This is a genomic window from Acerihabitans arboris (assembly GCF_010131535.1).
In the GTDB taxonomy this organism is placed as follows: Bacteria; Pseudomonadota; Gammaproteobacteria; order Enterobacterales; family Enterobacteriaceae; genus Acerihabitans; species Acerihabitans arboris.
The window spans coordinates 138,791-163,180 of sequence record NZ_WUBS01000011.1 but is presented as its reverse complement, the minus strand read 5'-3'; the positions used below and the strand labels follow the sequence as shown (position 1 = coordinate 163,180).

Here is a 24,390-nt window from a genome sequence, read left to right as displayed (position 1 = left end):
CGTCTCTGATTAAGATTATTCCGACGGTGAACTTTGATGGCACAACCGATTTTGCATCCAGGCACACTGGCGTGGTTCACGCTGTCATTGCTGACTGCCGGGTGCGTCGATCACGGCACGTCTTCTGCCGACACGCTTTCCCGTTTACCCGCCACTCCCAGGGTAAGCGATATTTACCAGAATCGGTCGCCGGAAGTGGTTCGTTATGACCGCTATACTCTGGTCAGCACACATCCGGCTGATGCGCAGCGCGATCCACTTAACCAGATGGTGGACATCAGCATGCCGGTGCAGATGGTGCGCTCGGTGGGGGATGGCTTTCGTTATCTGCTGCTGGAGTCGGGGTATTCGTTGTGCCCGGTATCGTCTGCGGTATTTGCGGAACTGCTGAGCCGGCCGTTGCCGGCCGTGCAGCGTTCTATCGGCCCCGTTCGACTCAGCGAAGCATTGCAAATCCTCGCCGGCCCGGCCTGGCGCCTGCGGGTCGATGACGTTAATCGTGAAGTCTGCTTTGTCTTACGCGATGCCTATCGCGACGCTGTCCCCGTTCGTCAGACGGTTGCACCCGTTATCGCTAGCAATATCATGCCGAAGACAGCGCAGAACCAGCCGGTGCGTCAATCAGGCAATCCCTTTTCTGCTCCATCCGTCAAAACCTCGGCAGCATCGCTGACAGCTGCGCAGCCCTTGGTTTCCACTCCGGCTTCACCGCTTAAACCGGAAAACGTTCCGGTACCGTCACCGGTGATAATTGCGACGAAGAATCCCCCTTTAAAACCGGTTTTAACCACACCCACCGCCTCTGCCGTGGTTCAGAAATCTACCGCGCTGACCGTCGCTAAACCGGTCGCGCTGACCAAAGCCCCGGTAACATTAAAACCCACCACGGCAATTATGCCTGCGCCTTCCGCTGTGCCGGTCAACACTGCACCGGTGAATAAACCGGTATTTACACCCGGAGCGCCGGTAGCAGTGGCACCTTCCGGTCAGCTGTGGCGCGCAGAAGTCGGTTCTACGCTGAAAGAGACCCTGACCCGCTGGGCGAATGAAGCCAAATGCGACAGCGGCGGCAACTGGGTGGTTATCTGGCCGGTGACGCTGGATTACCGCATCGATGCGCCGTTGGCCTTTCACGGCAATTTTGAATCGGTGCTGGTCCAGGTTTTTGGCCTGTATCGCCAGGCGGATAAACCGCTCTTTGCCTCAGCCAGCCGTTTGCAATGCCTAGTGTCCGTCAGCGACCAGCCAGGGCGTAACTGATATGGGTTACGCGATTGTCGCCATTGCCATGATGTTTTTCCTGATGGTGGGCAATGTGCAGCTCCATCCCTCATCGCACGCGTTACGCCAGGACGTTAGCGTCACCGCTGACCCGTTGGCCACCGACATGCTGCGCCTGGCCAACGCGATAAATGACTGGCGTTATTCCCGATCTCTAACCGAGGGGCCGCTGACCCTGAGTCAGTTCGGTATGGTGCCCGCTGTAGATAGCCGCATCCATGCCGCCGTCAGCGGTGGCCGGCTGTGGATCTGGTCAACGGATACGCCCGGTCTGGTCGCGTCTCTTGTCCGTCAATCAGCGGGCTCTGCGCTGGCCTGCTCCGTATCCGGCGGGCGGCTGACCATGGCGGACGGCACCGATATGAATCTTTCCCTTCCTGCCGGCGTGGCGGAAGGCAACGTAGTTTATCTCAATTGAAGGAGTGCCGGATGCCGATATGTCCACAGTCCCGGCCGGTGCGCTACGCCGCTATTGCCATTGCGGCGGCGGTGATGTTAGCCGGATGTTCTCTAAAAGAAATCAACCGGATGGATGGCCAGGCGCGCGACAACGCCGATACCGCACAACGCATAACCCAAAGCCGCACCGAGCTCTCGCAGCAGCCGGTGACCTGGACCGACAAGCCCTGGGTTAACCTCAAACCGGTGGCGTCGGCGGTGGCGACGCCGGAAGACAAGACGCTACCTTTGTGCCAGATAACCCTCAATCGGCCCGATGGCATGACGTTACCAGAGCTGGGTCAGCGCATTACCGCGCTATGCGGCCTGCGTGTGACTATTACGCCTGATGCGCTGCAGTCGCTGACCACCAATATCGGCGGTGCGGTTGCCACGCAACAAATGACCGGCAACCTGCCGGCGCCGGATGACAATGGGCGTGTCCCGTTAGCGCAAATCGGTGGGCAGGGGGCTCAAAGTGCGCCGGTAGCGCTTTCAGGCACGACCATCACCGGACTGAAGTGGCAAGGAGACCTGCGTGGATTGTTGGATATTGCCGCCAGCCGGCTGGGGCTGTCATGGCGCAGTGACCAGGGAAACATTGTCTTTTATCAGTTGGACACTCGGACCTACCAATTGGTCATCCTGAATACCAAAATCGACAGCTCAGCGACGGTGAACTCCGGTTCCGGCAACCAGTTGGGCACCACCGGCGGCTCCAGTTCAGGCGTGTCCGGCGACATCAATTCGGCGCAAAAAACCGCTTACGACCTCAGCAGCAACCTGTATGAAGATATCCGTAAAACCATTGAGAACATGCTGACGCCGTCAAAAGGGCGTTACTGGCTGTCGTCGGCCAGCGGCACCCTGACGGTGACCGATACGCCGGTGGTCCTGGACAGGGTGGGGCGCTATATCGACTACCAGAACAAGGTGCTTAACCGCCAGGTGCAGCTGAGCGTGCGGGTGCTGAGTGTGACCCAGACCCGTAACGAGCAGTTAGGTCTGGACTGGGGACTGGTTTATAAGTCGCTACATAATGCCGGCGCCACATTGTCGGGCAGTTTCACCAACGCGGCGGATAACGCCGGGTCGGCGGGGTTCTCCATCCTTGATACGGCCAGTGGCAGTGCGGCGCGTTTTTCAGGCTCGCAGCTGCTGATTAAAGCGCTCTCTGAGCAGGGCAATGTCAGCGTGGTGACCCAACTCAACCGCGCCACCACCAACCTGACGCCGGTGCCTTACCAACTTTCCAACCAGAAAGGCATTCTGACCAGCTCAACATCAACGGCCACCGCCAACGTCGGCGTGTCGTCCTCAATGCAGACCAGCATTCTGACCACCGGCCTGTTTATGACCATGCTGCCCTATATCCAGGAGAACGGCGACGTACAGCTGCAGTTTGCCTTTAGTTACTCCAGCCCGCCAAAGGTTGAATCCTTTGTCAGCAAGGACGGGAACACCCGCAATGATGTGCCGACCTTTCAGCAGGAAGCGCTGACCCAAAAAGTGAATATGCGCGCCGGTGAAACGCTGGTTCTGACCGGCTCCGATCAGGCGACTACTACGGCCGATAAACAAGGCACGTTCACGCCGGGCAATTTTATCCTGGGGGGTGGTCAGAACGGCAATACCACCCGCACCACGCTCGTTATTCTTGTTACGCCGGTTCTGCTGAGGTGATCATGAAACAACCAAAACGCACTGCCCCACAGGAGAGCCTTTCGGTTCTGGTTATCAGGCGCACCGGCTGGGTGGTGGGTTTGCGCTGGGTGGAGGCGGCTGACACCCGTATCCGCCTGCGCCGCAATAACCTGGGGGATACCCATCGGGTACAGGTGGGCAGAAAACCCGGGCGCATGACCGGGTTTGCCCGGCCGACGAAAGTCAAGCGGGGCGTCAGACTCTGTTCTCTGGCGGCCGCCTTTCTCGAACGGGAAGGCGGCAATAGTTATGGTGTTTACCAGCTTGACGAACAGGATGACCGTTGGCTGTTTCTGGCCACTGCGCGCGGCCGGCTGTCAGTGATGGGGGACGTAGTTGGCCCGCTGCGAGAGGTTGAAGCCGCACGAGAGCGTTTTCTAGAGTTCAACGAACCCGGGGATACGCAGGCTGGGTGGCACGACAGCGCCACCCCGGAGCAGGCCCTGTCATGGCAGGTTCTGACTCGCGGGCTGACACGCGCCCAGCGCCGTCGTGTTCAACTGCGCGAGATCCCCTCGGTAACTAACGTGGGAATACTGGCTCTGCTGATGGTGTCTCTGGTGGCAGCCTTGTTTAACTGGCGAGATGATGCGGCGCTGACCGCGCAACAGGCGGCGGCGCTGGCGGCGTTTCGTGCCCGCCAGGCGGTGACGGTGGATAAACCAGCGGTACGCGCATCGCACCCGTGGGCAACACTCCCACCGTCATCGACATTTTTGAGCCAGTGCTGGTTCACCCGTGAGCCGTTGCCGGTCTCTGTCGCCGGCTGGCGGCTGACGGCAGGCGAATGCACGCTGGACGGGCTACGGTTGCGTTATGTGGCAACCGCCGGCAGCACGGTGGAGGATTTCGCTAAGCGCTCAAAAGAGCTGCTGGGTCAGAATGCCGGGTTTGATCTGACGGAAGGTGGACAGAACGGCGACGTGTATATCCCCTTTTTAACCAGTAGATCCCCCGTGCGCGATGAGGTTGTTCCGGCCAAGGACCCTCAACTGATGCGATTTGTCTCTCACCTGCAGCGGCGCAATATTCGTGTGCAGTTCACTGAAGTCAAACCCCCGCAGGCGGCTCCCGGAGCGGCCAATGCCCCGCTGCCGCAGGACTGGCGGGAGTTTACCTTCTCGGTTAACGCCAGGCTGGCGCCAGAGTGGTTACTGGCCGGCTGTGACGATACCGGTCTTCGCCTGACCAGCATTGCGTTTACGTTAAGTCCGCAGGGGCAGTTTGACTACACCATCAAGGGGAGTCTTTATGCACAACGTTAACGCCATCTGCCTGCTGTGGCTGCTGGGCGTGACCGCTGTTTTCAGTCAGCCAGTTTGGGCCGCCGAGGTGCCAATATCGGCCGGTACCGACAATGTCACCATCGGTCAGCTTGAGGCTATTCAGTCGCGAAATTTCCTGTTGGAGCAACAGGTGCAGACTGCCCGGCTTAAACGTCAGCTACGCGAAAGCGAGAGTATCGCCAGTGAGACTGCTGCCTCCACTACGCCGCTGCCCTTTATTCCGTCGCGCCCCGCCGGAGAGAAGTCGGATGCTAAGTTCGCCGCCACAAGCTCTCAGAAACAAGCGTCGAGCCCTGTTCGGTTGCAGGAAATCTATGGGCGGGGAACCCAGTTACGAGCACGCATCCTGCTGTCGCAGGGCGGCGTTACCGAGGTAATCGCCGGTGACCAAATTCCCGGCAGTCAGCTGCGTGTAACCGCGGTGACACCAGCGACGGTCAGGCTCAGCGACGGCAGCGAACTGTCATTTTGATAAGGGGGAATGATGCAACCTGATAAAGAGATCATGGATTTTGTGCTGGCGGAAAACGTCTCGGAGGGAAAGGGCGGCGTCAGACTGGTTATCGATACCAACCGCCGGATTGATCCGCGCGTACAGCGCTGGGTGATGGACATGGTCTCGACCTTTCCCAATGCGGTTAAAGAATTTGTCTCCTTAAGTGAGCTGAATGCCCGCCGCGAGCAGCAACAGGATAATCCGGACGTCGCGGTGATGATGGCGCATCCGAAAGATATCAGCGCTAACCAGCAAAAGGTGGTGTCGTATATGACTCTGGCCAGCCAGCTTGGGTCGTCGGATATCCATTTTACCGTGAGCAGAGACAGTAATATCACCGTGATTGAGATGCGCATACACGGTGACCTGGAAGTCATCGACGAACTGACCTGCGAGGAAGGCATGTCGTTGGTGACGACCATTTATCGCTCGATGTGCGATTTGAGGGCCACCGATTTTCTCGAAACGCGTGCCCAGCGCGGCCGGATCGCCTCGAACTTTGCGCGCCGGGCCGGACTGTTTGGCGCCCGTTACCAGCATATGGGCACCCCTGACGGCCTGTATGTGGTCCTGCGTACCATCCCCGATGACAGCCACAAGGTGCCGACCATGGCGCAGTTGGGGTTTCTTCCCGCGCAGCAGGCGCTGATTGAACGAATTCTTAGAATACCCGAGGGGAAGTTTACGCTGTCGGGCCCCACGGGATCGGGAAAAAGTACCACGCTGCGCACGTTCAGTCGCCACTGGCTGGATCGCACCCGGGGCAAAAAACGGTTATTGACCATCGAGTTTCCGGTGGAAGGCGATATCGCGGGGGCCATACAAACGTCGGTGATGCCGGAAAAAAACACCAAAGAGTCCGTGACGGAAGCCTGGGAAGACTCGAATGCGGCCGCGTTACGCTCGGATCCTGACGCTATTATTATCGGTGAGCTGCAAGAGCTTAATGCGGTGATGTCGGCGGTGCATGCGGTGGAGTCGGGCCATATGGTGTTAGATACGCTGCATGCACCCAGTGCGACCGGCATCCTCTCGCGTATGGCCTTAATGGGGGTCAACATCCAGCTGTTAGCCGATCCGCAACTAATGATTGGCCTGCTGAGCCAGCGTCTGGTCCAGACGCTGTGCCCCCATTGTCGCATTCCCTGGGAAATAATGGCCCCGCGGTTGCCCGCTCCGGTGAGAGCGCGGCTCGAAAAATACTGCAACGAACCTGAGGTTTGCCGCCCTGAACAACTGTGGTTTCGCCACCCGGACGGGTGTGAGTTTTGTCAGCAAAAAATTGAGCTGACCGGGCGCATTGTGAGTCGTGGCGTGACCGGACGTACCGTTCTGGCCGAAGTGATCCGCCCGGATGCGCGGTTTATGACGCTTTACCTCTCCCATGGCCCGGCGGTGGCGCGTCAGCATTGGCTGAATCATCTCGGTGGCATCAGCCGTCGTATGCACCTTCTGCAGCGCCTGGCGGATGGGGTGGTCGATCCCCTGGACGGTGATTCGGTCTGCCCCCTGGATGAGGATGAGCTGTTGCGCTGCGAGGTGCCCCATGTCTGAGGAGATTTTTCGCCCAGCGCGTGACATGAGCCTGGGGCAACGCCTGCGTTATGAACTGGTGCGCCGCACCTTTACCGGGCGTTACCGCCAGCCGTTCTACGAAACGCTGCGTTTCCTGCTGGAAAACAAAAAACCGCTGGAAGATGCGTTGCGCATGATAGGTGAGGTGCACTCCGACTTTGGCCGCCGCTGGCATCCGTACTGTGACTTGGTCGACGACTGCCTTGAAGCGGTCGCCGACAACCGGGCCGGTCGTTCAATGCAGGACGTGCTGGCGGCTTGGGCGCCACGGGAAGAGGCGGCGCTGATTAGTGCGGGCATGCAAAGCGGCAATTTACCGCGCTCGCTCGAACAGGCGGACAAGCTGATTGTGGCGCGCCGACGCATTCTGGGGCAGGTCATTAAGGCGTTGGTTTATCCCGCCGCGCTGCTGCTGCTCGGCGGGGGGCTGCTGGGAGTCAACAATACCCTGCTTATCCCCACGCTCAGCAAGCTGACCGCCCCTGATAGCTGGACCGGCGCCCTGGGTTTTATGAACCACGTCTCGGTCTTTACCGGGCAGTACGGCCTGCTGTCCGCTGCGGTGTGCGTGGCGTTGACCACAATGGCGTTTTGGTCCTTACCCCGCTGGCGTGGACGGCTGAGGCGTCTCGCCGACCGGCTGATGCCCTGGTCAGTGTACAAAGACTTGCAGGGCACCGTGTTCCTGATGAACATCGCTGCGCTAATCGGCGCCGGCGTGCCGGAGCTCAATGCGCTCAAGACTCTTCATTCGTTCGGTTCCCCCTGGCTGCAAGAGCGGCTGGAGGCGGTTATCGACTGCGTGAACATGGGCGACGGTCTGGGTAAAGCGCTGCGCAAGTGCGGCTATCAGTTTCCCAGTCAGGAGGCGGCGAACTACCTGTCGTTGCTTGGTAAAGGGGACGGCGCCTCTGTTCTTATCAGCCATTATGCCGACCGCTGGCTTGAGCAGGCGCTTAAGTTGGTTGCCGCGCGGGCCAATGTGGCCAAAATTTTCTCTTTGCTCCTGATAATCACTTTCTTCTTACTCATGCTGGGGATGGTGATGCAAATTCAGGACATGGTCCAGTATTCACCTCATTAAGGAACTTGACATGTTACCTACCGTTTCACCTCGTCGTTCGCCCCATCGGGGCTGGGCTGTTATGGAGCACGGCACCATTGCCATACTGATCGTCATCGTGGTTGTGGTGGTCGTTGGTATGCTGTGGGGACTTTGGAGCAAGAAAGACGTGGCCGTGGAGACCAGTAATATCCAGAGTATCGTGTCTTCTACCCGGGGGTATCTTAAGGGCAATAACGGCTACAGCTTTACCAGCGGCGCCACTATGACCGGGACGCTAATCCAGATAGGCGGTGTCCCTAAGGGCATGACCGTCCAGGGCGATTCGACCTCGGGTACGGCAACCTTGTGGAATAGTTGGGGTGGCCAGATCGTGGTGGCGCCGGTGGCGTCTAACGGATTTAATAACGGGTTCTCCGTTACTTACCCGCAGATACCCCAGGACGCCTGCATCGCGATGGCCCAGCAACTGGGTGCCGGCGCGTTTTCGTCTATCACCATCAACAGCACACAGCACAGTGATGGCATAGTGACCGCCGAGACGGCGGGTAAGGAATGTACCAAGAACAGCGGAACCACCGGCCAGAATACCCTGGTCTTTACGGTGAACGGTTAACCTGACATGGCGCGCGGACTGTTATTGCTGCTGTGGGTGGTGTGTCGACCGGCGATCGCATTTTGTTTTGACGCGGCCGGGGAAAAATATCATGTCGATCCTTTGCTGGTCAAGGCTATCGCTATCGGTGAAAGCAGTCTCAATCCTGCCGCCATTAACATCAACCGAGATAAAGCGGCCCGGCGGGAAGTCAGCCGGGATTATGGTTTGATGCAGGTGAACTCGACGCATCTCCCCGAGCTCGTTCGTGACGGCGTCATCAAAGACAAAAGCGAACTGCTCACCCGGCCTTGTCTTAATGTACAAATCGGCACGCGGATTTTAGCGTCGCATTTTCAGGTGTGCGGTATCAACTGGAATTGCCTGGGCTCGTATAACGCGGGTTTTCGCCAGGATCGGCATGAAACCCGCGAATCCTATGCCAACCGTACTTATGCCATTTATAAACGACTGCTCAAACAAGAAAGGGGGATAGCGCTATGACGCTAGTTACCCTGATCGGACCGTGGCAACTGGCGCTGCCGGTGTTCTACGTCGCCCTTGTGGTGGTGCGGAGCCAGATCCGTACGGTTGCCGCACTGATGGTGGTTTACGGTCATCCTCGGCCAGCCGAACCAGGGATGGCGACCGTAAAACGACATACCTGGCTGCATGCCGGCGCCATGACCGTTACCGTGATGCTGTCATCCGCTGTCCAGCCGTTTGAATTGATGTCGGCGGTGCTGTTTGTGATTCTCATATTCAGGATGAGCCTGATAGACCGCCTGGCCGGCTGGTTGCCGAAAGAATTTACCGTGTACTTTCTGCTGGCCGGCCTGCTTGTGGCCATCGGCAAGGGCGACTTGTTACACCCGGCGTTTACGTCGCTGGGTATACTGCTGGCCGGTGTGGCAATAAGGGTGGGGAGCAAGTATTACACGGGCCGGGAGGCGCTGGGACTCGGTGATGTCTGGTTGATGACCGGGCTCGGTGCCTGGCTCGGTTTTTCTCTCGCATTGTTCGCACTGTCGAGCGGGGTTGTTGGTTTTGCCCTCTGGTATGCCGGTGCGCGTGAGATGTCCCATGGTGGTCCATTGGGGCCTTGGCTGGGTTACAGCGCTCTGCTGGCCATGTCGGTTAGTCTCTCCAATCCTCTTCTGGTATGGTGAAAAATGTCACGCAACTATAAGCAGCCACACCGTGGCTGGGCGGTACTCAGTACCGGCGTCAGCCTGATTATCCTGGTGATGGTCTCGGTCTGGGCGATGACGGTCTTCAATGATTATCTATTGCAACGCGGATGGCAGGTGACGGCGTCGCAGACCTCGCGCTTTAGGGCGGCGGTTAAAAACTACGTTGGCCGGTATTATGACACTCTTTTAGCCTCGGCCGGCACCACGTCACCGGTGGTGGTGACGCCGGCCATGCTGAAAAATACCGGCTTTCTGGAATCAGGTTTCAGCGAGACCACCACCGACGGACAGACCTTCCGCGCTGCTGTCACTCGCAATGCCATCAATACCGATCAGCTTCAGGGGCTGGTCATCACCCAAGGGGGTTCAGACCTCCCGTACAAGGCCTTGAGGAATATTTCGGTCGATATTGAGGGCCTGGGAGGTTATGTCTGGAAAAGTGCCAATGTGACCGGCGCGATGGAAAGCTGGAGCGTGCCGCTGGTCAGTTTTGGTGTGAGCACCACCAGTGGGCATATCGCCGCGCTGCTGCCTGCTGACGAACTGGGCGCGGCCCGGGAAGAAAGCGACCGTCTCTATCGCTTTTCAGTCACCGGTAAACCTGACCTGAACCGCATGCATACCAGTATCGATATGGGTGGCAACGATCTGAATAATACCGATAGCGTTAACGCGCAAACCGGTAACTACAGCGGTGACGTGACTGCGGCGAACGTCACCGCCGGCAATGGTGTGACTGCTGGGGGTGATATTCGCAGCAATAATGGCTGGCTGATATCTCGCGGCAGCAAGGGCTGGATGAACGAGACCTACGGCGGAGGGTTTTATATGTCCGACACCGATTGGGTCCGCGCCATCAACAACAAAAATATTTTTACCGGTGGGCAGGTGAGAGGGGGAAGCGTCAGGGCGGACGGGCGGCTCTCGGCCGGTGAGTATTTGCAATTAGATGGACAGGCTTCTGCCGGCAATGGCTGTAGTCCCAATGGGTTAGTAGGGCGAGATGGCGCTGGAGCCATACTTTCCTGTCAAAATGGTGTGTGGGTTTACGTCGGAAAAAACAATGGTAGTTATGTCAATCTGGGGTATCACACGTCGCAGTATAATGGCGGGAATTCGGGGCAAAATACCTTGCTCATTAACGTTTGGGGAGGGTATTCGACTATCACTAAGGGAGTAAAAGATGGAGCATGTTCGAATAGTTGGGCTTTAACGGCTTACGTTGACGGCATGATCGTAGCTCAGGGGGCAGATAATAACGTCGAATGGGCGAAAACCGGTTACATCAGTTTTCCCGTCCCTGCTGGTGCAAATTTTACAGTTCAGTCTAATCCTCTACCAAACGAGGGCTGTTCTCCGGGGGCTTTTAACCTAGTCGGCTATCAATAAATTACAGGTTTTTTCTTTCTCTGTTTCCTGATCCAATTGATGTGTTTCACGAGCCTCAAGCAGCCATACGTTCATGGCTGCCTATTATCATCTATGCATTATTTTAGCGGATTTCCTGCCTGTTTCAGGTAGCGCTCGCCAAAAACGTATGAAGCGTAATCGGTGATATGCCCTACATCGCGGTATATGCCAACTCCACCCAATTCAGTGACGCATTTTCCCTCCGGGCATTGCACTAATTTAGGATCTATGAACTTCAGCGGAGGAAAGGATTCAGACATTTTTTTGAATAAATCCAATGTCCATTCATCCTCTGTACTCCCCGTTGGCGTTGCATCACATGTTTGTCTATTAAACGAATGGCGAAGTACCGCTTCCCTGTTACGACAAGCCATATATCCCGTTGGCATCGGAGCAATAGTGCGCATTATCATGGGACGAGCTCCACTTTGAGTAACATTGTCTAATGCCTTACGCAAAGCATCCTCCATGCGATCTTGGGAATGCGGTTGGCTGCGGGGGTCATCTAATGAGTTGATTAACCAAGGGCCTCGTGCATATTGTTCCCATATCTCCCCTATAATAACGTAGTCATAGTGCTGATTTTTGATAAGCTCATAATAGCGCTGCGCATTGTTATAGCATTTTTGGTAAGCCTGGTTTTTATATTTCCACCAGTCAAATTGATAAATACCGGGCAGGGCCAGACAGGAAGGTGTGCTGAGGGCTGTTATCTTGACATGTGCATCATTGCCCATAATATCCCAGAATCCCCAAAAGTGATTGGAATTGGAATCACCGATTAACAATGCCGTTTTAGTGGACGTCAAATCCCCGAATTCACATGCGGATGGGTCTTGTGGCCCATCAAGGCAATCAGCGCGGTTGCCGGCTTTTTGCGCGTACTGGGCCTGAAGTGTAAACGTGGCATCATACTCAGGACCCAGCCGTATAGCGTATCCCTCGTTGCGTTCAACAACCTTATTTGCCAAGGAAGAAAACAGGGCCGGTGCCAGCAATAAAATAACCACGGATTTGACAAGTGGCAGCTTCGCTCTCCTGAGCGGACGTTCTACTACATAATAAGATAACAGTGACAGTGCTACGCTAATCACCAGACACAATGCAATCCTGATAGCGTCAATTTCGCCGCCAATGTAATGATTGATGGCAAAAACAGGCCAGTGCCAGAGATACAAGGAATAGGATAATTTTCCTATATAAACTGCAGGGGTGCTACTCAACGATCCTGTAAGGAGATTTTTTCGTTGTGATACGCCAATAAAAATAATCGTGCAGGTCGCAAGGGTAACCACTAGTGCATAATGATTGGGGTAACCATTGAACGCATTTGGCGTTAATGCGACGTAGATAATGCCGATAGCAGATAACGCAGCGACAAGGTTGTTGATAATAAAATTATTGACTTTCAATCTGTACTTTTGCTCAAGAAATATAACGCAGGCGCCGGCCAAAAACTCATAAACTCTGGTGGAAAGAAAGTAATATCCTCCTGTAGATTTAAAATACATGACGCTAAGGGATGTCGCTAGCGCAACAAACAAAGCGATGTAGGATATCTTTTCAACACCAAAACGAGGAATGAATTTCTTTATCCCCATCAGTATCAGTGGTAAGAAAAAATACCATTGCCATTCCACCGCCAGTGACCATGTGTGTAATAGAGGAAAGGTTGCAGAGTCTGGCGAAGCGTATTCCGCCGTTTGCCGGGAGAAAAAATGATTCGCCAAGAGAAGACTTGAATATTTTTGGCTGTGTAGATATTTAATGTAATCGTCTGGCAGATACGTCAGGCTGATAAAACCTAATACGACAAGCCACATGGCTATCAGGGCAGGTTGAATACGCCACAACCTTCTGCGGTAAAACTCCGTAACGCTAAATGTATCTTTTTTGATATCTGATGTGATGATATTCGTAATCAAGTAGCCGGAGATGACAAAGAAAATATCGACACCAATGAAACCTGATGGAAAAAGGGTCAATCCACTGTGAAAAGATAAAACAAGAAGTATTGCAAGAGCTCTTAAACCATCGATGTCGCGTCGGTAAAATCCGGGTGAGGTTCTATCTTGTAACAAGGTTGCCATGTAACGAAAGCCTTGAAATATCGAAAAATGATAAGAGGTTTTATCGGCACCGCGGGGCTAAACTTGAGATTCGGTCTCATTACCGTAAAAGCCATCTCGTATCATTTTTCATCCCCAGAATGTGTAACTGCCATCCAAAGGCTTAATCATCACCAGGGACAGTGGCCCATTAATTTTCGACGGGCGATGTTGAGTTAACCGTCGCCTTCTTCCCTCTGTTTTTGCACCTTATACCTTTCTGAACCGCTGATAGGATAACGTGCAATGACCGCTGAAACGTCGCCGGATAACTCCATCAATGCCGGCGATATGCCTCCTCAAGAGGCCAACCCCGAAACCGTGTCTGAGGTCCGGCGCAAGAGGTTTCCCTTCGTAACCGGTACGTTGGTCAAGCGGCTTGTCATGGCGGCGATGACCGTGGGTATTGTCGTGCCTACCGTGCTGTGCATCGTGCTGACGATACAAAATAATAAAATGGCCATCCGTGTCGATTCCCTTGAAGCCGCCTTTCGCAGTGGCCAGTTCAGCCAGCTGTCGGCCTCGGTTGCCAACCTTGAAAAACAGCTGGCGGGGCTAGAGCAGCGTTTTGCAGTGAAAGACGACGTCACAGCAGAAATGAATACATTAGCGGAACAGATATCGGCTCAGACAGATAAAAACGAGCAGCTTTCCCAGGCGATGGCTGACGACCGTCAGACCCTTTTGCGTCAGGGAGGCCAAATGACCACCCTACAGTCGGTTATCGACGAGCTCAAGACCCGTATTCCGGCATTAATTGATCAGCGAGAGCGCTTGGAAAAAGCGGCTTCAGTGAGCGATCGCCCTTCTGCCGAAACCCAAAAGGCCAAACGGTCATCCGCAAAAAAATCCCTACGGTCAGCCAGGACTGTGCCACTGGCTGCGCCGTTTATCCTGACCGGCATTGAGCGTCGTGGCGGGCAGGTCTACGCCGTGGTAGCGCCTAACGGGGCGTCTTCCTTATCGCAGATGCAATTGCTGGCCCTGGGTGATTCTGCCTGGGGCTGGACGCTGCGCAGTGCGCAGGGCAATGAGGCTATTTTTTCCGTTAATGGCATTCAGCAGCGGCTTACCGCTCAGTAGAGGCTTTATATGAAAATCATTAGCAGCAGGTTCTTTTTGGGTTTACTGCTTATCTCGAATGTAGCCAGTGCCGAAGTGGCCAGCAGTGGCACCAATAACAGAGTTACGCTGCAAACCCTACAGGAAAAATCCCTGCAAACCCTACAGGAAAAATCCACGCAACTTCAGTCTCGACAGAGCGCTCAGCAGTGGGGCCTGAGCGATATCGAATGGCAAAAGTATCAGCAACTGATGCAGGGTAAACGGGGTGTGCAATCACCGGGACTCGATCCGCTGACCTCGCTCGGTGTGGAAAGTGATTCTCCCGCAGAGCGCCGGCGGCTGGCGGAGCTGTGGGTGAAAGAGGAATACCAGCGGACCGAAAAAGAGCTGGCGTTTCAGCGCGAGGTCAACGCCGCCTGGAGCCGACTCTATCCCAATGCGTTATCCGTCAGCATGGGCAATGCGACCGGCATTGCGCACGATTCTAGCGGACGATTGGCCCTGTTTGTCCGTGAAGACTGTGCCCGCTGCGACGCCCGACTGGCTGCCGTTTTGGCCGACAACCGGCCGGTGGATATTTACCTGGTGGGCAGCGACGGAAAAGACGACACGGTCCGTCAGTGGGCCATCACCCACGCTATCCCGGTGGATCGGGTACGTAGCCGGCAGGTCACGCTGAACCACGATCGCGGTCTGTGGTTGCAATACGGTCAGGGGCAGATGCCGGTTATTTTGCAGCAGGGAGAAAATGGATGGCACATTGCGGCATTTTAATTCGGCTGTCCATGGTCTTTATCCTTGGTGGCGCCGGTCATGTGGCGATGGCGGCGAAAATGCATTTGTCCCCGCAGCCGATCCCGCAGGCCTATCGCCAGATTGCCGCCGAGGCGCGCGTGCCCGCCGAGTCCCTTTATTCCCTGGCGTTGACCGAAAGTTCGTTGCGCCTGTCGTTTGGTGAACGGCCGTGGCCCTGGACGCTGAATGTGGCGGGCAAAGGCTATCGCTACGCCACCCGTGAGGCTGCATGGCAAGCACTACTAAAATTTGTGCGCATTGTACCGTTGAAGCGCATTGACGTGGGCATTGCCCAGGTCAATTTGGGCTGGAACGGCCATCTGTTCCCGTCTTTCTACGACGCGTTTGATCCCTATACCAACCTGCGCGTCGCCGCCCGTATTCTTCGTACCTGCTACGACGCCCGCCCCGGCAGCTGGATAACCGCCGCCGGTTGTTACCACCATCCGGCAGGCGGCAAAGCCGCCGCCACCTATATCGCCATTGTTCGCCGCAAACTCGACACCCTTGCACCGTACTCCGCCGAAGGGCGCCAACGCGACGTTGCACTGGCCAGTAATCAACTCACCTGGATCGAGCCCAAATGAAAAAAACCTTGGTAGTGTTGTCGTTTACCTTAACCACGCTAACCTCCGTAGCCAGCTACGGCGCCCTGACGGTGGTAGGCGATCTCGGTGGGGCATCGACCGCGCCTTTTTTTGATGCGATCAACGCGTTGCCTGGAGAATTTACGCCGCCTGAGTCGCTATCCTCTTCGGCGCCGCCGGCGGAGGTCACTGTCGCGTCCGCGCTGCCGGTTATCACCCCAGAGCTGACGCCGGGGCCGGTGGCTGCCAGGCCGTTAAACCTGCCGGGTATGCCGCCAGTATTTATTGTCGGCGATGATGACCTGTCCAGGCAGTGGCTGTTGCGTCGTGCCGCTGAGCTCACGCGTCTGGGCGCGACGGGATTTGTGGTTAACGTCGCGGACCTGGGGCGTTTGCAAAGCCTGAAAGCCCTTTTACCCGGCGCTGAAATGGCGCCGGTTCGCGGCAGCGATCTGGCTCGCCGGCTGCAGCTGGCTCATTACCCGTTGCTGATAACCGACAAGGGGCTGGCACAATGATTGGCGCCGAACTTGCCGGTGAACTCCTGCGTACCCTGAGCCAGGGATCGCCTTGGTTATGGCTGAGTGTTCTCCTGCTGCCAGCGTGCTTATATTTCCTGTCCGCGACATTCGGAACCGCCAGCCAGCGGCGGCATCGTCGCTATCAGCGTCAGGCGCTTCGTGTGCTGAGCCGACTGCCGCAGTTACGTGATGATGCGGCGCGCATCACCTACCTGCGTAAGGTTGACCCGTATGTGTTCGAAGAGGTGCTGCTGACGGCGTTCTTGCGCCAGGGGAACCGTATCAAGCGCAACGCCAGCTACAGCGGCGATGGCGGGAAGGACGGCCAGGTATGGGTTAATGGCCAGCGTTGGTTAATTCAAGCCAAGCGCTTTGCGGGCAATATCCAGGCGCAGCATGTGCGAGACTTTGGGGCGTTGGTTCGTCAAGAACACTGCCATGGATTCTTCGTCCATACCGGCAGGACCGGCGACGTCAGCCGTGATGTGCTGGACGCCTACCCGGAAATCGCGCTGTTAAGCGGCGGCCGGCTGTTAAAACTTCTCAGCGGTGACGCTGGCTGGCAAACGAGGGACCGATGAGCGATCGTTATGTCATGGAGTCCCTCCTGCGGCCTGCCGTGGAGATGTATACGGCCGGGACGGCGTGGTGTGCGACCTACATTTGTCTGACGGCGCCCTGGGCCGTCGCGCTGGCTCCCTCTGTCAGTTGGGTCACTGCGGCAGGGTTTGGTCTGCTGGCCTTGACCCGCACCCGCCAGGGGCTGCGTATTCTGCGTTACCGGCGCAATATCCGCCGTCTCCCGCGTTATGAATTAAGCAGCCGCCAGATCCCGGTCAGTCACCGTTATCTGTTTCTGGGGCGCGGTTTTCAATGGACGCAAAAACACACCCAGCGCCTGTTGGAGGCCCGTCGCCCGGAGACGGAGCAATATGTCCAGCCCCGCGTTATCTATCGCCTGGCCCGTGACCTGGAAAAACGCCTGGAGTACAGCCAGCCCCGGTTATGCAAGCTGCTGCAGGCCGACACGGTACTTAATCCGGCACGCCCGCTGCCCCCGGTCGGGGGGAGCCCGGTTTACCACGGCGTTGAGTTGGATGAACGTGATGTGCTTTATGATCTGGGTGAGCGCGTGGGGCACACGCTGGTTATTGGTACCACCCGCGTCGGGAAAACCCGCCTGGCGGAGGTGCTGGTCACCCAGGATATTCGGCGCGGGGACGTCACGGTGATGTTTGACCCAAAAGGCGATGCCGACCTGCTGAAACGGATGTGGGCGGAAGCGCGCCGCGCCGGCCGGGAGCATGAATTTTACGTGTTTCACCTCGGCTGGCCGGATATCAGCGCCCGCTACAACGCCATTGGGCGCTTTAGCCGTATCTCCGAAGTGGCGTCGCGCGTCGCGGGCCAGCTGTCGGGCGAAGGCAACTCTGCCGCGTTCCGCGAGTTCGCCTGGCGTTTTGTGAATATTATTACCCGGGCGCTGGTCGCGCTGGGCCAACGCCCCGATTACGGCCATATCCTGCGTTATGTGACTAATATCGGTGAACTGTATGAGACCTACGTTGAAAATCTGCTGACGGTCCGCGCGCCCCTGCTGTGGGAGCGCGTCCAGAGTGTGCTGAGCTCCGGCATGCTGAAAGAAAAAGACCTGCCGCGCAATATGCAAGGGCAGGCCAACGCGATGAAGGTCTGGGCCATCGAGATGGTACTGAGCTCTGATGAGGGTAAAAAGCTGTGGGACCCGGTGCTGGACGGCCTGCGCAGCGCCGTTCGTTACGATCGCACCTATTTTGACAAAATCGTGGCTTCCCTGCTGCCGCTACTGGAAAAGTTGACCACCGGCAAAACGGCGGCATTGCTGGCGCCTGATTACAGCGACATGGAAGATACCCGGCCGATCTTTGACTGGCAGGAGGTGATCCGAAAAAAAGGGATTGTCTATGTCGGCCTCGATGCGCTGTCCGACGCGGAGGTGGCGTCGGCCGTGGGCAACAGCATGTTTGCCGACCTGGTGTCGGTCGCTGGCCATATCTATAAATTTGGGCTGAATGATGAAACCGGCGCCACAATGCAAAAGAAGGTGCCGATTAACCTGCACTGCGACGAATTTAACGAGCTGATGGGCGATGAGTTTATACCGCTTATCAACAAAGGCGGCGGGGCGGGGATCCAGGTCACGGCGTATACCCAGACGCTGTCAGATATCGAGGCGCGGGTGGGCAGCCGCGCCAAGGCCAACCAGGTGGTGGGTAACTTTAACTCCCTTATTATGCTGCGGGTGCGTGAAAACAGCACGGCCGAACTATTGACCAGCCAGTTACCGGAAGTAGATGTGTATAACAAAACTCTGACCTCGGGTGTGACCGACATATCCCGTCCGGGCGAAGGCACGGATTTTAACAGCAACGTGCAGGACCAGGTCAGTCTGGCCAGGATGCTTATGATAACGCCGGCGGACATCATCAACCTACCAAAAGGCCAGGCGTTTGCCCTGCTCGAAGGGGGCCGGTTGTGGAAAATCCGCATGCCCCTGCCGGGAAGCGGTAACGATGCGCTGATGCCTGAAAGTATTGGCCGCATTGCCGAGTATATGCAGCAAAATTACCGCACTGGCGAGACCTGGTGGACCGGCAGCGCATTGCCCTCAGATGCGCTGCCGGCATCGACATTGAATAACGGCGAGCCGGGGGCATAATGGCTGAGGAAAAAACGCCGCCCAGGCAACCAACCACGCCTCAGAAACAGCCTGGCCTATTTATGTCGCTGTTTTGGCACCTACCATGGAAAATCATCGGCATTCTGTTCGCGTCGCTGTTGGTCAGCCTGTTAATTGAGTACGTCGGCATGACATTTCTGTGGGCCAGCGAAGGGGCTGAGCACAGCCGGCAGGTGATGCTGACTGAAAGTGGTTACCTGTCAGCCGGTTTTACCCGCAGCCTGTTACTGTCAGAGCCGGTCACGGTGATTAATGGCTGGGTCCACCAGGCTTATCAGTGGTTGTTTGTGGACAGCGGTTTTACCCGCTGGCTGAATGAGGCCCGACAGATGCGGGCGCAGGCGGGAGTGGCCCAGGCGCTTAACCGCGTTGGCGGTTGGCTGGCCATGGCGTTATGGGACTATCTGCAGGCGACGGTATACGTGACGGTGATTTTTGCCATTCGCGTGGCCATCCTGGTGTTGTCTATCCCGTTATTTGTGTTGGTCAGCATCACCGGCATCGTGGATGGTTTGGTGCGCAGGGATTTACGCCGCTATGGCGCAGGTTATGAGTCCAGTTTTGTCTATCATCATGCCAAGCGTTTTGTGAAGCCCGCCATGTATGGCCCCTGCATGATATACCTGGCATGGCCGATGGCGGTGTGGCCGAATTTACTGCTATTGCCGGCTGCGGTGATGCTGGGAGTGGTGCTGTCGGTGGTGACAGGGGCGTTTAAAAAATACCTCTAAAATGAAGCCTCAAGGAAAATGCGATTAAGTAGAGACTTGTTAGAAGATAGCAACTTTATGCTAATGGACCACCCTGATGCCTGTGGTTTCTGGTTATGTTTCCCTAAAGCATATTTTCTTTCCCATATGAACTCCATGGTTTCATAGCAAGCTAAAATGATAAGCTGATACCCTATTTCTCACAAATCGGTAACGAACGACGGCCTTGCCCTCTATCTATCTATCTATCTATCTATCTATCTATCTATCTATTACTTACTGTCTGCTTTTTTTTTCAACCTCCGTGATGGTTCGGCCGAAGATGCCATGTAAGACATACTGCCGCTGTACACTTTTGCCGGGATAAGTGACAGAACTGCCGTTATTGAGTTCAAATACTTTCTTGAGAAACATGAGGCACGGGAAAAGTTCTAACCACCGATAAACCAGCGGCTCAAAAACTTATGACTGATGTTTTTAATTTTTTATCGCTATTTATCAATGTGTTAATTGTTTTGGTTTAACCAATGCTTAGTCAAGTTATGATCGTTGTTCATCGGTTCTGTAAGTTATCTAACGATTGTAAAATTATATAAATAATTTAGTTTACCATCTGTTCATTATTCCTTAAGATTACTCTTAAAAATCAGAGAAGGGCAAGAGTATGAACAAGACTTTATTTGTTAATCTCAGTGACATTCATATAAAAAATACTAGTAAAAACAATGTATTAGAAAAGCTAAATGTTTTTGTATTTACTTTGAAAAGCTTGAAAGAGATGGGAGGGTTTGAAAAAATAATCTTATTAGTATCTGGGGATTTAGCATTTAGTGGATCTAAAGAAGAGTATGATCTCTTAGTTCCTATTTTTGAAGAGTTGGCAACATGTTATGACTTAATAATGTGCCCTGGAAATCACGATCATAATTTTTCCAGTTATAAGTCCAGTGTGACACGAAATACTTTGATAAAAATAGATCCAGAACTCCAAGATGAGGAAAGCATTGATATCATAACAAAAGGAATGAAGGATTATTTTGAATTTGAATCTAATTTTGAAACATTGAAGGTCATAAATAGTACGCCACTGTCAAAACAATTTGAAATAAAGTCAGGCGAAGGTATGTATCTTATAAGTACATTAAATACAGCTTGGTGTTCCCAAATTCATGAACATGGCGGTGATATATGTTTTCCTCAAAAATTTATCCCCAAGACAAATAAAAAAACTAATGGGATATTATTTTTTCATCATCCTTTATCATGGTTTTCACCAGACAATCAAAAAGCAATAAGAAATATAATAAGAGAAGAATATGCTATTATATTAACTGGGCATGAACATTTGAAGGATGAGTTTACCGTTAAGGGGGAAAGTAACTCATGTCTGATGATCGAAACGATGCCATTTGATGACCCTAGTATTGTAGATAATGGGTTTATTACGTTCCATATTGAAAGCAATGACATAATATTAACTAGCTATAAATGGAGTGCTAGTAGATTTTTAGAAGATAAAATAATTAGGAAAAGTGATATTTTAAAAGCATCTTCAATTTCTAATTCCTATGTAACTGTTAATCATGATTTCAATATAAGTCTTCATGACATTGGAGTTAGCTATATTCATCCCGATAAAGAAGTTATTAGTTTAGAGGATGTTTTTGTTTATCCAAATCTAAAAAGTTTAGATGCGGATGATAAATTTGATTTGAAGAAAATATCTTCAGAAAATTTATTAGATAATGATAAAAGTAAGATAGTTTTAATAGGAGATGAGTATTGCGGGAAATCTACACTGCTTAAAAAAATATTTATAGATTCAATCGAAAAAAACAAGCTACCACTGCTAATAGATGGTGGCTCTATAAGGAATGGTGGAACGGAATACGATAAAATCATTGCTAGACATGTTGCAAAACAATATATTGATATGACAAATATTGAATTCATTTCAAGTTCTGTTGAAAAGGTATTATTATTGGACGGGTTTGATTATATAAAAGGCGATAGAAAATCGATTGAGATTTTTTTAGAAAGGTCTTCCAATATTTTCAAAAAAATAATAATTACTGTAAGCGATACGTTTGACTTTAGTGGAAGTGAATTTCTTGGCGATGGATATTTTGATAAGACATATTTTAAGTATGAAATTTCCAAACTCGGACATAGATTGAGATATGAGTTAGTAAATAAATGGAATCAATTGAAAGAAGAATGTCAAAATGAAAAAGGAAGTTTAGTTTTCAAAAACAATCATGCAGTTAAAACTATAAGTCAGGTGATTGGTAGGAACTATGTTCCATCAACTCCTTTTTTCTTACTTACTCTTCTCCAGTCTATGGAAAATGGGAATGCTCTCGAAGTAAGTGCAAATACATATGGTTATTATTATGAGTATTTGATTACGCAAAGCCTTGGGAATGCGTCAGTCAAAAAAGAAGAATTAGATGAGTTTTTCAATTATGTTAAGGAACTATCAAATTATTTCTTCAAAAATAACCTTAAAGAAGACTCCAATAATAATTTATGGGACTTTAATGCGAACTTTTGTGAAGATTATGGAGTAAAAATAGATTTCCAAACGAGATGTGGTTTATTAGTTCGTGCGAAGATTCTAGAAAAAAAAGATAATGATTATTTTAGATTCAAATATCCATACGTTTATTATTTTTTTATTGCGAAATATTTATCTGACACGATCACTCATATTAGCACTATTAGCACGGTTGATAATTTAATTGCTACGCTTGGGAAACGTAGAAGCATGAGTATTCTTATGTTTCTCACACATCACTCTCGTGATGAATCAATATTAGATAAAGTTATTGCACAGGCTAGAACCTTATTTTCCGAAACTGCGCCTACAAAACTTGAACTCGATACAAATCTTATAAATAAAATAGTGGATCAGTTATCTGAGCTCCCAGTAATATATGAGAATCAAAATAAAATAGATTTAAGAAGGAAGGTAGAGTCACAGATAGATGAATTTGAAGAAAATGATCACCATTCACTTGATACTGTATTAGATGAGGATGATGATTTTAGTAATTCTGATGAAAAAAACAGAGATAATTATGCATTGGAAACAAGCGATTTCATGAAAAGCATGAATCTTACTTTTAAATCTCTTGAAATTCTCGGACAATTATCCAGAAATTATTATGGGTCACTAAAAGTAATCCAGAAGAAAAAATTACTTGACCAAGCAATAAAAGCCCCTTTAAGATCTCTAGGCTATTTTTTTACATTGATTGAAGATAATACGGAAGCGACTCTAGACATGGTTGAAAAAAGAATTATTGAGAAATATCAAGATAAAATGGATGTGACCACATCATCAGATGTAAGAGAATCTGCAAAAAGATTTTTGTTTGAACTTACACTAAGTATAAGTTTTTTCTTCATAACAAAGATATCTTCTTCTATCGGAAGCATCCATCTTCAACAAGTGATAAGCGAAGTGTGTGATGAAATAGGATCGAACTCAGGGAAATTAATTAAGCTTGCCACTCTTCTTGAAATGGGAAACGCCGTTTCGATCGATGAATTAAGAAGATTTATAAATGGCATGGAAAGAAACCATCTCTCAGATAGATTACTTAAAAGTATCGTGCTAAATTATCTATATATGTTTGAACGTTCAGATACAGAGACGCAGCAGATTTGTTCTATCTCTGGTATAAACTACGGTAGTGTATCGAAGCAAATAGGCTTTCATAAATTAAAGTAATTATTTTAGATATTTTCTTGGCTGTGTTTTTATTTGAACACGGCCAAAAACTTCACGTAATTACATAATTTTTGCTGATGATTTAAATTAAAGTGAAGCCAAAAAAACAATTTTATGGCGAATTGACAACGTGTTTTTGGATGATGTCCTTATACTGATTACTGATTACTGATTACTGATTACTGATTACTGATTACTGATTACTGATTACTGATTACTGATTACTGATTACTGATGTCTGAAACATATCGAACGAATACTATTGATTTCCCTTAATGGAATTTTTAACGCTATCGCGTATTGAAAATATATGAACAAGAAATTGGTACTATAAATTTCCATAATATCTGTAAATTTGTACAGTTGTGTATGCTACCTTTGATTTACTCCTTTCATATCGCATATGTCTCTTCTGTAACAATAAAGTAATTTCCTTCCTTTCAGCATAATTTTTACTCCGCCATAAACAGTTTCCTACTGCTCTCCCAATCCGGTTGCGTCAGTCTTTACCCGCACCGTTAATCACGACAGGAGAGCGCTATGCGCCTATCCCCCGGACTCTGGGTTTTGCTGCTGACCGCAGCCGGCACATTCCACGTCCAGGCATCCGAAAAAGATGAACTTGCCCTGGTGATGCGCCAGCTTGACCAGGTGCAGGCGGGTCTTGACCGCGCCCGCGTGGTGGCCAACCAAAATGGCCAGGATGTTCGGTTTTATTTCGATTACCTCAGCGCCACGCGTGATATCACCACCATGAAACAGGGCATCGAGCGTTACTTAGAACCGTCCCGCGCCCAGCCGACGCTACCGATGTCGGTGACAGGACAATACCGCGAGGAGGGCCGCTGATGTCCATGACCAGTGCCCAGCAGTCTGCGTGGAATGCCGGCGTCGGCGGCAATGCTGCGCCAGCGGATCTTAACCTGTTGATCCTCGGTTGCCTGTTTGGCTGCCTGTTGCTGTTTGCCGCCTGGTCGCTGCTCCAGGCGTATCGCGGCGTGAAAAACAAAACGGTTCGAATGGACACCTTGGCCGAGACCGCCATTCGTCTGGTTCTGCTGATCCTCCTTTCCCTTTTCTTCTACGCACACTGATTTTAACAAGGACC

The 24,390-nt window shown here is 52.2% G+C and carries 22 protein-coding genes; 21 read left to right on the top strand and 1 reads right to left on the bottom strand.

Annotation, left to right across the window (positions count from 1 at the left end; translation table 11 throughout):
* The first annotated feature begins 36 nt into the window (after nucleotides 1-36).
* Genes pilL2 through pilV form a run of 11 tightly spaced genes read left to right on the top strand, consistent with a single transcriptional unit; the run spans nucleotide 37 to nucleotide 11,020 of the window.
* The gene (pilL2, locus tag GRH90_RS16230) at nucleotides 37-1,260 is read left to right on the top strand and encodes a PFGI-1 class ICE element type IV pilus protein PilL2 (protein WP_162367004.1); all 1,224 of its coding nucleotides are present in this window, start codon (nucleotides 37-39) and stop codon (nucleotides 1,258-1,260) included.
* A 1-nt stretch (nucleotide 1,261) separates the two neighbouring features.
* Complete coding sequence (gene pilM / locus GRH90_RS16225; protein ID WP_162367003.1) at nucleotides 1,262-1,699, top strand: type IV pilus biogenesis protein PilM; 438 nt, start codon at nucleotides 1,262-1,264, stop codon at nucleotides 1,697-1,699.
* 11 nt (nucleotides 1,700-1,710) lie between these two features.
* A complete protein-coding gene (gene pilN / locus GRH90_RS16220) occupies nucleotides 1,711-3,402 on the top strand; it encodes a PilN family type IVB pilus formation outer membrane protein (RefSeq protein WP_178113171.1) in 1,692 nt (563 codons plus the stop codon).
* A 2-nt stretch (nucleotides 3,403-3,404) separates the two neighbouring features.
* Nucleotides 3,405-4,688, top strand: coding sequence for a type 4b pilus protein PilO2 (gene pilO2, locus GRH90_RS16215; RefSeq protein WP_162367002.1), 1,284 nt, complete (start codon nucleotides 3,405-3,407; stop codon nucleotides 4,686-4,688).
* The gene (gene pilP / locus GRH90_RS16210; RefSeq protein ID WP_162367001.1) at nucleotides 4,675-5,181 is read left to right on the top strand and encodes a type IV pilus biogenesis protein PilP; all 507 of its coding nucleotides are present in this window, start codon (nucleotides 4,675-4,677) and stop codon (nucleotides 5,179-5,181) included. Before pilO2 ends, pilP begins: the two co-directional genes overlap by 14 nt.
* A 9-nt stretch (nucleotides 5,182-5,190) precedes the next feature.
* Nucleotides 5,191-6,759 carry a GspE/PulE family protein gene (locus GRH90_RS16205; RefSeq protein WP_312857193.1) on the top strand — a complete coding sequence of 523 codons (1,569 nt, stop codon included), beginning with the start codon at nucleotides 5,191-5,193 and terminating at the stop codon, nucleotides 6,757-6,759.
* Nucleotides 6,752-7,864 (top strand): type II secretion system F family protein, encoded by a 1,113-nt coding sequence (locus GRH90_RS16200; protein WP_162366999.1) that lies wholly within the window; start codon nucleotides 6,752-6,754, stop codon nucleotides 7,862-7,864. Before GRH90_RS16205 ends, GRH90_RS16200 begins: the two co-directional genes overlap by 8 nt.
* A 10-nt stretch (nucleotides 7,865-7,874) precedes the next feature.
* Nucleotides 7,875-8,459 carry a type 4 pilus major pilin gene (locus GRH90_RS16195; RefSeq protein ID WP_162366998.1) on the top strand — a complete coding sequence of 195 codons (585 nt, stop codon included), beginning with the start codon at nucleotides 7,875-7,877 and terminating at the stop codon, nucleotides 8,457-8,459.
* A 6-nt stretch (nucleotides 8,460-8,465) separates the two neighbouring features.
* Complete coding sequence (locus GRH90_RS16190; protein WP_162366997.1) at nucleotides 8,466-8,942, top strand: lytic transglycosylase domain-containing protein; 477 nt, start codon at nucleotides 8,466-8,468, stop codon at nucleotides 8,940-8,942.
* Nucleotides 8,939-9,607 (top strand): prepilin peptidase, encoded by a 669-nt coding sequence (locus GRH90_RS16185; protein ID WP_162366996.1) that lies wholly within the window; start codon nucleotides 8,939-8,941, stop codon nucleotides 9,605-9,607. The genes GRH90_RS16190 and GRH90_RS16185 overlap by 4 nt, the downstream gene beginning before the upstream one ends.
* Before the next feature lie 3 nt (nucleotides 9,608-9,610).
* Entirely contained in the window at nucleotides 9,611-11,020 is a 1,410-nt protein-coding gene (pilV, locus tag GRH90_RS16180; protein ID WP_162366995.1) for a shufflon system plasmid conjugative transfer pilus tip adhesin PilV, read from the top strand.
* Between the two features lie 98 nt (nucleotides 11,021-11,118).
* On the opposite strand, the gene GRH90_RS16175 is transcribed toward pilV, so the two are convergent.
* Entirely contained in the window at nucleotides 11,119-13,131 is a 2,013-nt protein-coding gene (locus GRH90_RS16175) for an acyltransferase family protein (RefSeq protein WP_162366994.1), read from the bottom strand.
* Between the two features lie 264 nt (nucleotides 13,132-13,395).
* On the opposite strand from GRH90_RS16175, the gene GRH90_RS16170 reads away from it, so the two are divergent.
* The 10 genes from GRH90_RS16170 to GRH90_RS16125 all read left to right on the top strand — a co-directional run bounded on the left by GRH90_RS16170 (nucleotide 13,396) and on the right by GRH90_RS16125 (nucleotide 24,376).
* A complete protein-coding gene (locus GRH90_RS16170) occupies nucleotides 13,396-14,232 on the top strand; it encodes a plasmid transfer protein (RefSeq protein ID WP_162366993.1) in 837 nt (278 codons plus the stop codon).
* 9 nt (nucleotides 14,233-14,241) lie between these two features.
* Nucleotides 14,242-14,988: a TIGR03759 family integrating conjugative element protein gene (locus GRH90_RS16165; protein ID WP_162366992.1), complete on the top strand. Its 747-nt coding sequence runs from the start codon at nucleotides 14,242-14,244 to the stop codon at nucleotides 14,986-14,988.
* 47 nt (nucleotides 14,989-15,035) lie between these two features.
* Entirely contained in the window at nucleotides 15,036-15,596 is a 561-nt protein-coding gene (locus GRH90_RS16160) for a transglycosylase SLT domain-containing protein (RefSeq protein WP_246236109.1), read from the top strand.
* Complete coding sequence (locus GRH90_RS16155; protein WP_162366990.1) at nucleotides 15,593-16,114, top strand: integrating conjugative element protein; 522 nt, start codon at nucleotides 15,593-15,595, stop codon at nucleotides 16,112-16,114. Before GRH90_RS16160 ends, GRH90_RS16155 begins: the two co-directional genes overlap by 4 nt.
* Nucleotides 16,111-16,698 (top strand): restriction endonuclease, encoded by a 588-nt coding sequence (locus tag GRH90_RS16150; protein ID WP_162366989.1) that lies wholly within the window; start codon nucleotides 16,111-16,113, stop codon nucleotides 16,696-16,698. The genes GRH90_RS16155 and GRH90_RS16150 overlap by 4 nt, the downstream gene beginning before the upstream one ends.
* Entirely contained in the window at nucleotides 16,695-18,815 is a 2,121-nt protein-coding gene (gene traD / locus GRH90_RS16145; RefSeq protein WP_162366988.1) for a type IV conjugative transfer system coupling protein TraD, read from the top strand. The genes GRH90_RS16150 and traD overlap by 4 nt, the downstream gene beginning before the upstream one ends.
* On the top strand, nucleotides 18,815-19,567 hold the full coding sequence (locus GRH90_RS16140; protein ID WP_162366987.1) for a TIGR03747 family integrating conjugative element membrane protein: 753 nt from the start codon (nucleotides 18,815-18,817) through the stop codon (nucleotides 19,565-19,567). The genes traD and GRH90_RS16140 overlap by 1 nt, the downstream gene beginning before the upstream one ends.
* Nucleotides 19,568-20,210: 643 nt before the next feature.
* The gene (locus GRH90_RS16135) at nucleotides 20,211-23,282 is read left to right on the top strand and encodes an anti-phage protein (RefSeq protein ID WP_162366986.1); all 3,072 of its coding nucleotides are present in this window, start codon (nucleotides 20,211-20,213) and stop codon (nucleotides 23,280-23,282) included.
* A gap of 540 nt (nucleotides 23,283-23,822) precedes the next feature.
* Nucleotides 23,823-24,131 carry an integrative conjugative element protein, RAQPRD family gene (locus tag GRH90_RS16130; RefSeq protein WP_162366985.1) on the top strand — a complete coding sequence of 103 codons (309 nt, stop codon included), beginning with the start codon at nucleotides 23,823-23,825 and terminating at the stop codon, nucleotides 24,129-24,131.
* A complete protein-coding gene (locus GRH90_RS16125; RefSeq protein ID WP_162366984.1) occupies nucleotides 24,131-24,376 on the top strand; it encodes a TIGR03758 family integrating conjugative element protein in 246 nt (81 codons plus the stop codon). The genes GRH90_RS16130 and GRH90_RS16125 overlap by 1 nt, the downstream gene beginning before the upstream one ends.
* Nucleotides 24,377-24,390 lie beyond the last annotated feature (14 nt).

Coding starts and splice junctions, on each gene's coding strand:
- pilL2 (WP_162367004.1), top strand. CDS start 37: ATGGCACAACCGATTTTGCATCCAGGCACACTGGCGTGGTTCACGCTG.
- GRH90_RS16135 (WP_162366986.1), top strand. CDS start 20,211: ATGAACAAGACTTTATTTGTTAATCTCAGTGACATTCATATAAAAAAT.
- GRH90_RS16125 (WP_162366984.1), top strand. CDS start 24,131: ATGTCCATGACCAGTGCCCAGCAGTCTGCGTGGAATGCCGGCGTCGGC.
- GRH90_RS16150 (WP_162366989.1), top strand. CDS start 16,111: ATGATTGGCGCCGAACTTGCCGGTGAACTCCTGCGTACCCTGAGCCAG.
- pilO2 (WP_162367002.1), top strand. CDS start 3,405: ATGAAACAACCAAAACGCACTGCCCCACAGGAGAGCCTTTCGGTTCTG.
- pilV (WP_162366995.1), top strand. CDS start 9,611: ATGTCACGCAACTATAAGCAGCCACACCGTGGCTGGGCGGTACTCAGT.
- GRH90_RS16185 (WP_162366996.1), top strand. CDS start 8,939: ATGACGCTAGTTACCCTGATCGGACCGTGGCAACTGGCGCTGCCGGTG.
- GRH90_RS16160 (WP_246236109.1), top strand. CDS start 15,036: ATGGCGGCGAAAATGCATTTGTCCCCGCAGCCGATCCCGCAGGCCTAT.
- GRH90_RS16140 (WP_162366987.1), top strand. CDS start 18,815: ATGGCTGAGGAAAAAACGCCGCCCAGGCAACCAACCACGCCTCAGAAA.
- pilM (WP_162367003.1), top strand. CDS start 1,262: ATGGGTTACGCGATTGTCGCCATTGCCATGATGTTTTTCCTGATGGTG.
- GRH90_RS16190 (WP_162366997.1), top strand. CDS start 8,466: ATGGCGCGCGGACTGTTATTGCTGCTGTGGGTGGTGTGTCGACCGGCG.
- traD (WP_162366988.1), top strand. CDS start 16,695: ATGAGCGATCGTTATGTCATGGAGTCCCTCCTGCGGCCTGCCGTGGAG.
- GRH90_RS16130 (WP_162366985.1), top strand. CDS start 23,823: ATGCGCCTATCCCCCGGACTCTGGGTTTTGCTGCTGACCGCAGCCGGC.
- pilP (WP_162367001.1), top strand. CDS start 4,675: ATGCACAACGTTAACGCCATCTGCCTGCTGTGGCTGCTGGGCGTGACC.
- GRH90_RS16155 (WP_162366990.1), top strand. CDS start 15,593: ATGAAAAAAACCTTGGTAGTGTTGTCGTTTACCTTAACCACGCTAACC.
- GRH90_RS16170 (WP_162366993.1), top strand. CDS start 13,396: ATGACCGCTGAAACGTCGCCGGATAACTCCATCAATGCCGGCGATATG.
- GRH90_RS16165 (WP_162366992.1), top strand. CDS start 14,242: ATGAAAATCATTAGCAGCAGGTTCTTTTTGGGTTTACTGCTTATCTCG.
- GRH90_RS16205 (WP_312857193.1), top strand. CDS start 5,191: ATGATGCAACCTGATAAAGAGATCATGGATTTTGTGCTGGCGGAAAAC.
- GRH90_RS16200 (WP_162366999.1), top strand. CDS start 6,752: ATGTCTGAGGAGATTTTTCGCCCAGCGCGTGACATGAGCCTGGGGCAA.
- GRH90_RS16195 (WP_162366998.1), top strand. CDS start 7,875: ATGTTACCTACCGTTTCACCTCGTCGTTCGCCCCATCGGGGCTGGGCT.
- GRH90_RS16175 (WP_162366994.1), bottom strand. CDS start 13,131: ATGGCAACCTTGTTACAAGATAGAACCTCACCCGGATTTTACCGACGC.
- pilN (WP_178113171.1), top strand. CDS start 1,711: ATGCCGATATGTCCACAGTCCCGGCCGGTGCGCTACGCCGCTATTGCC.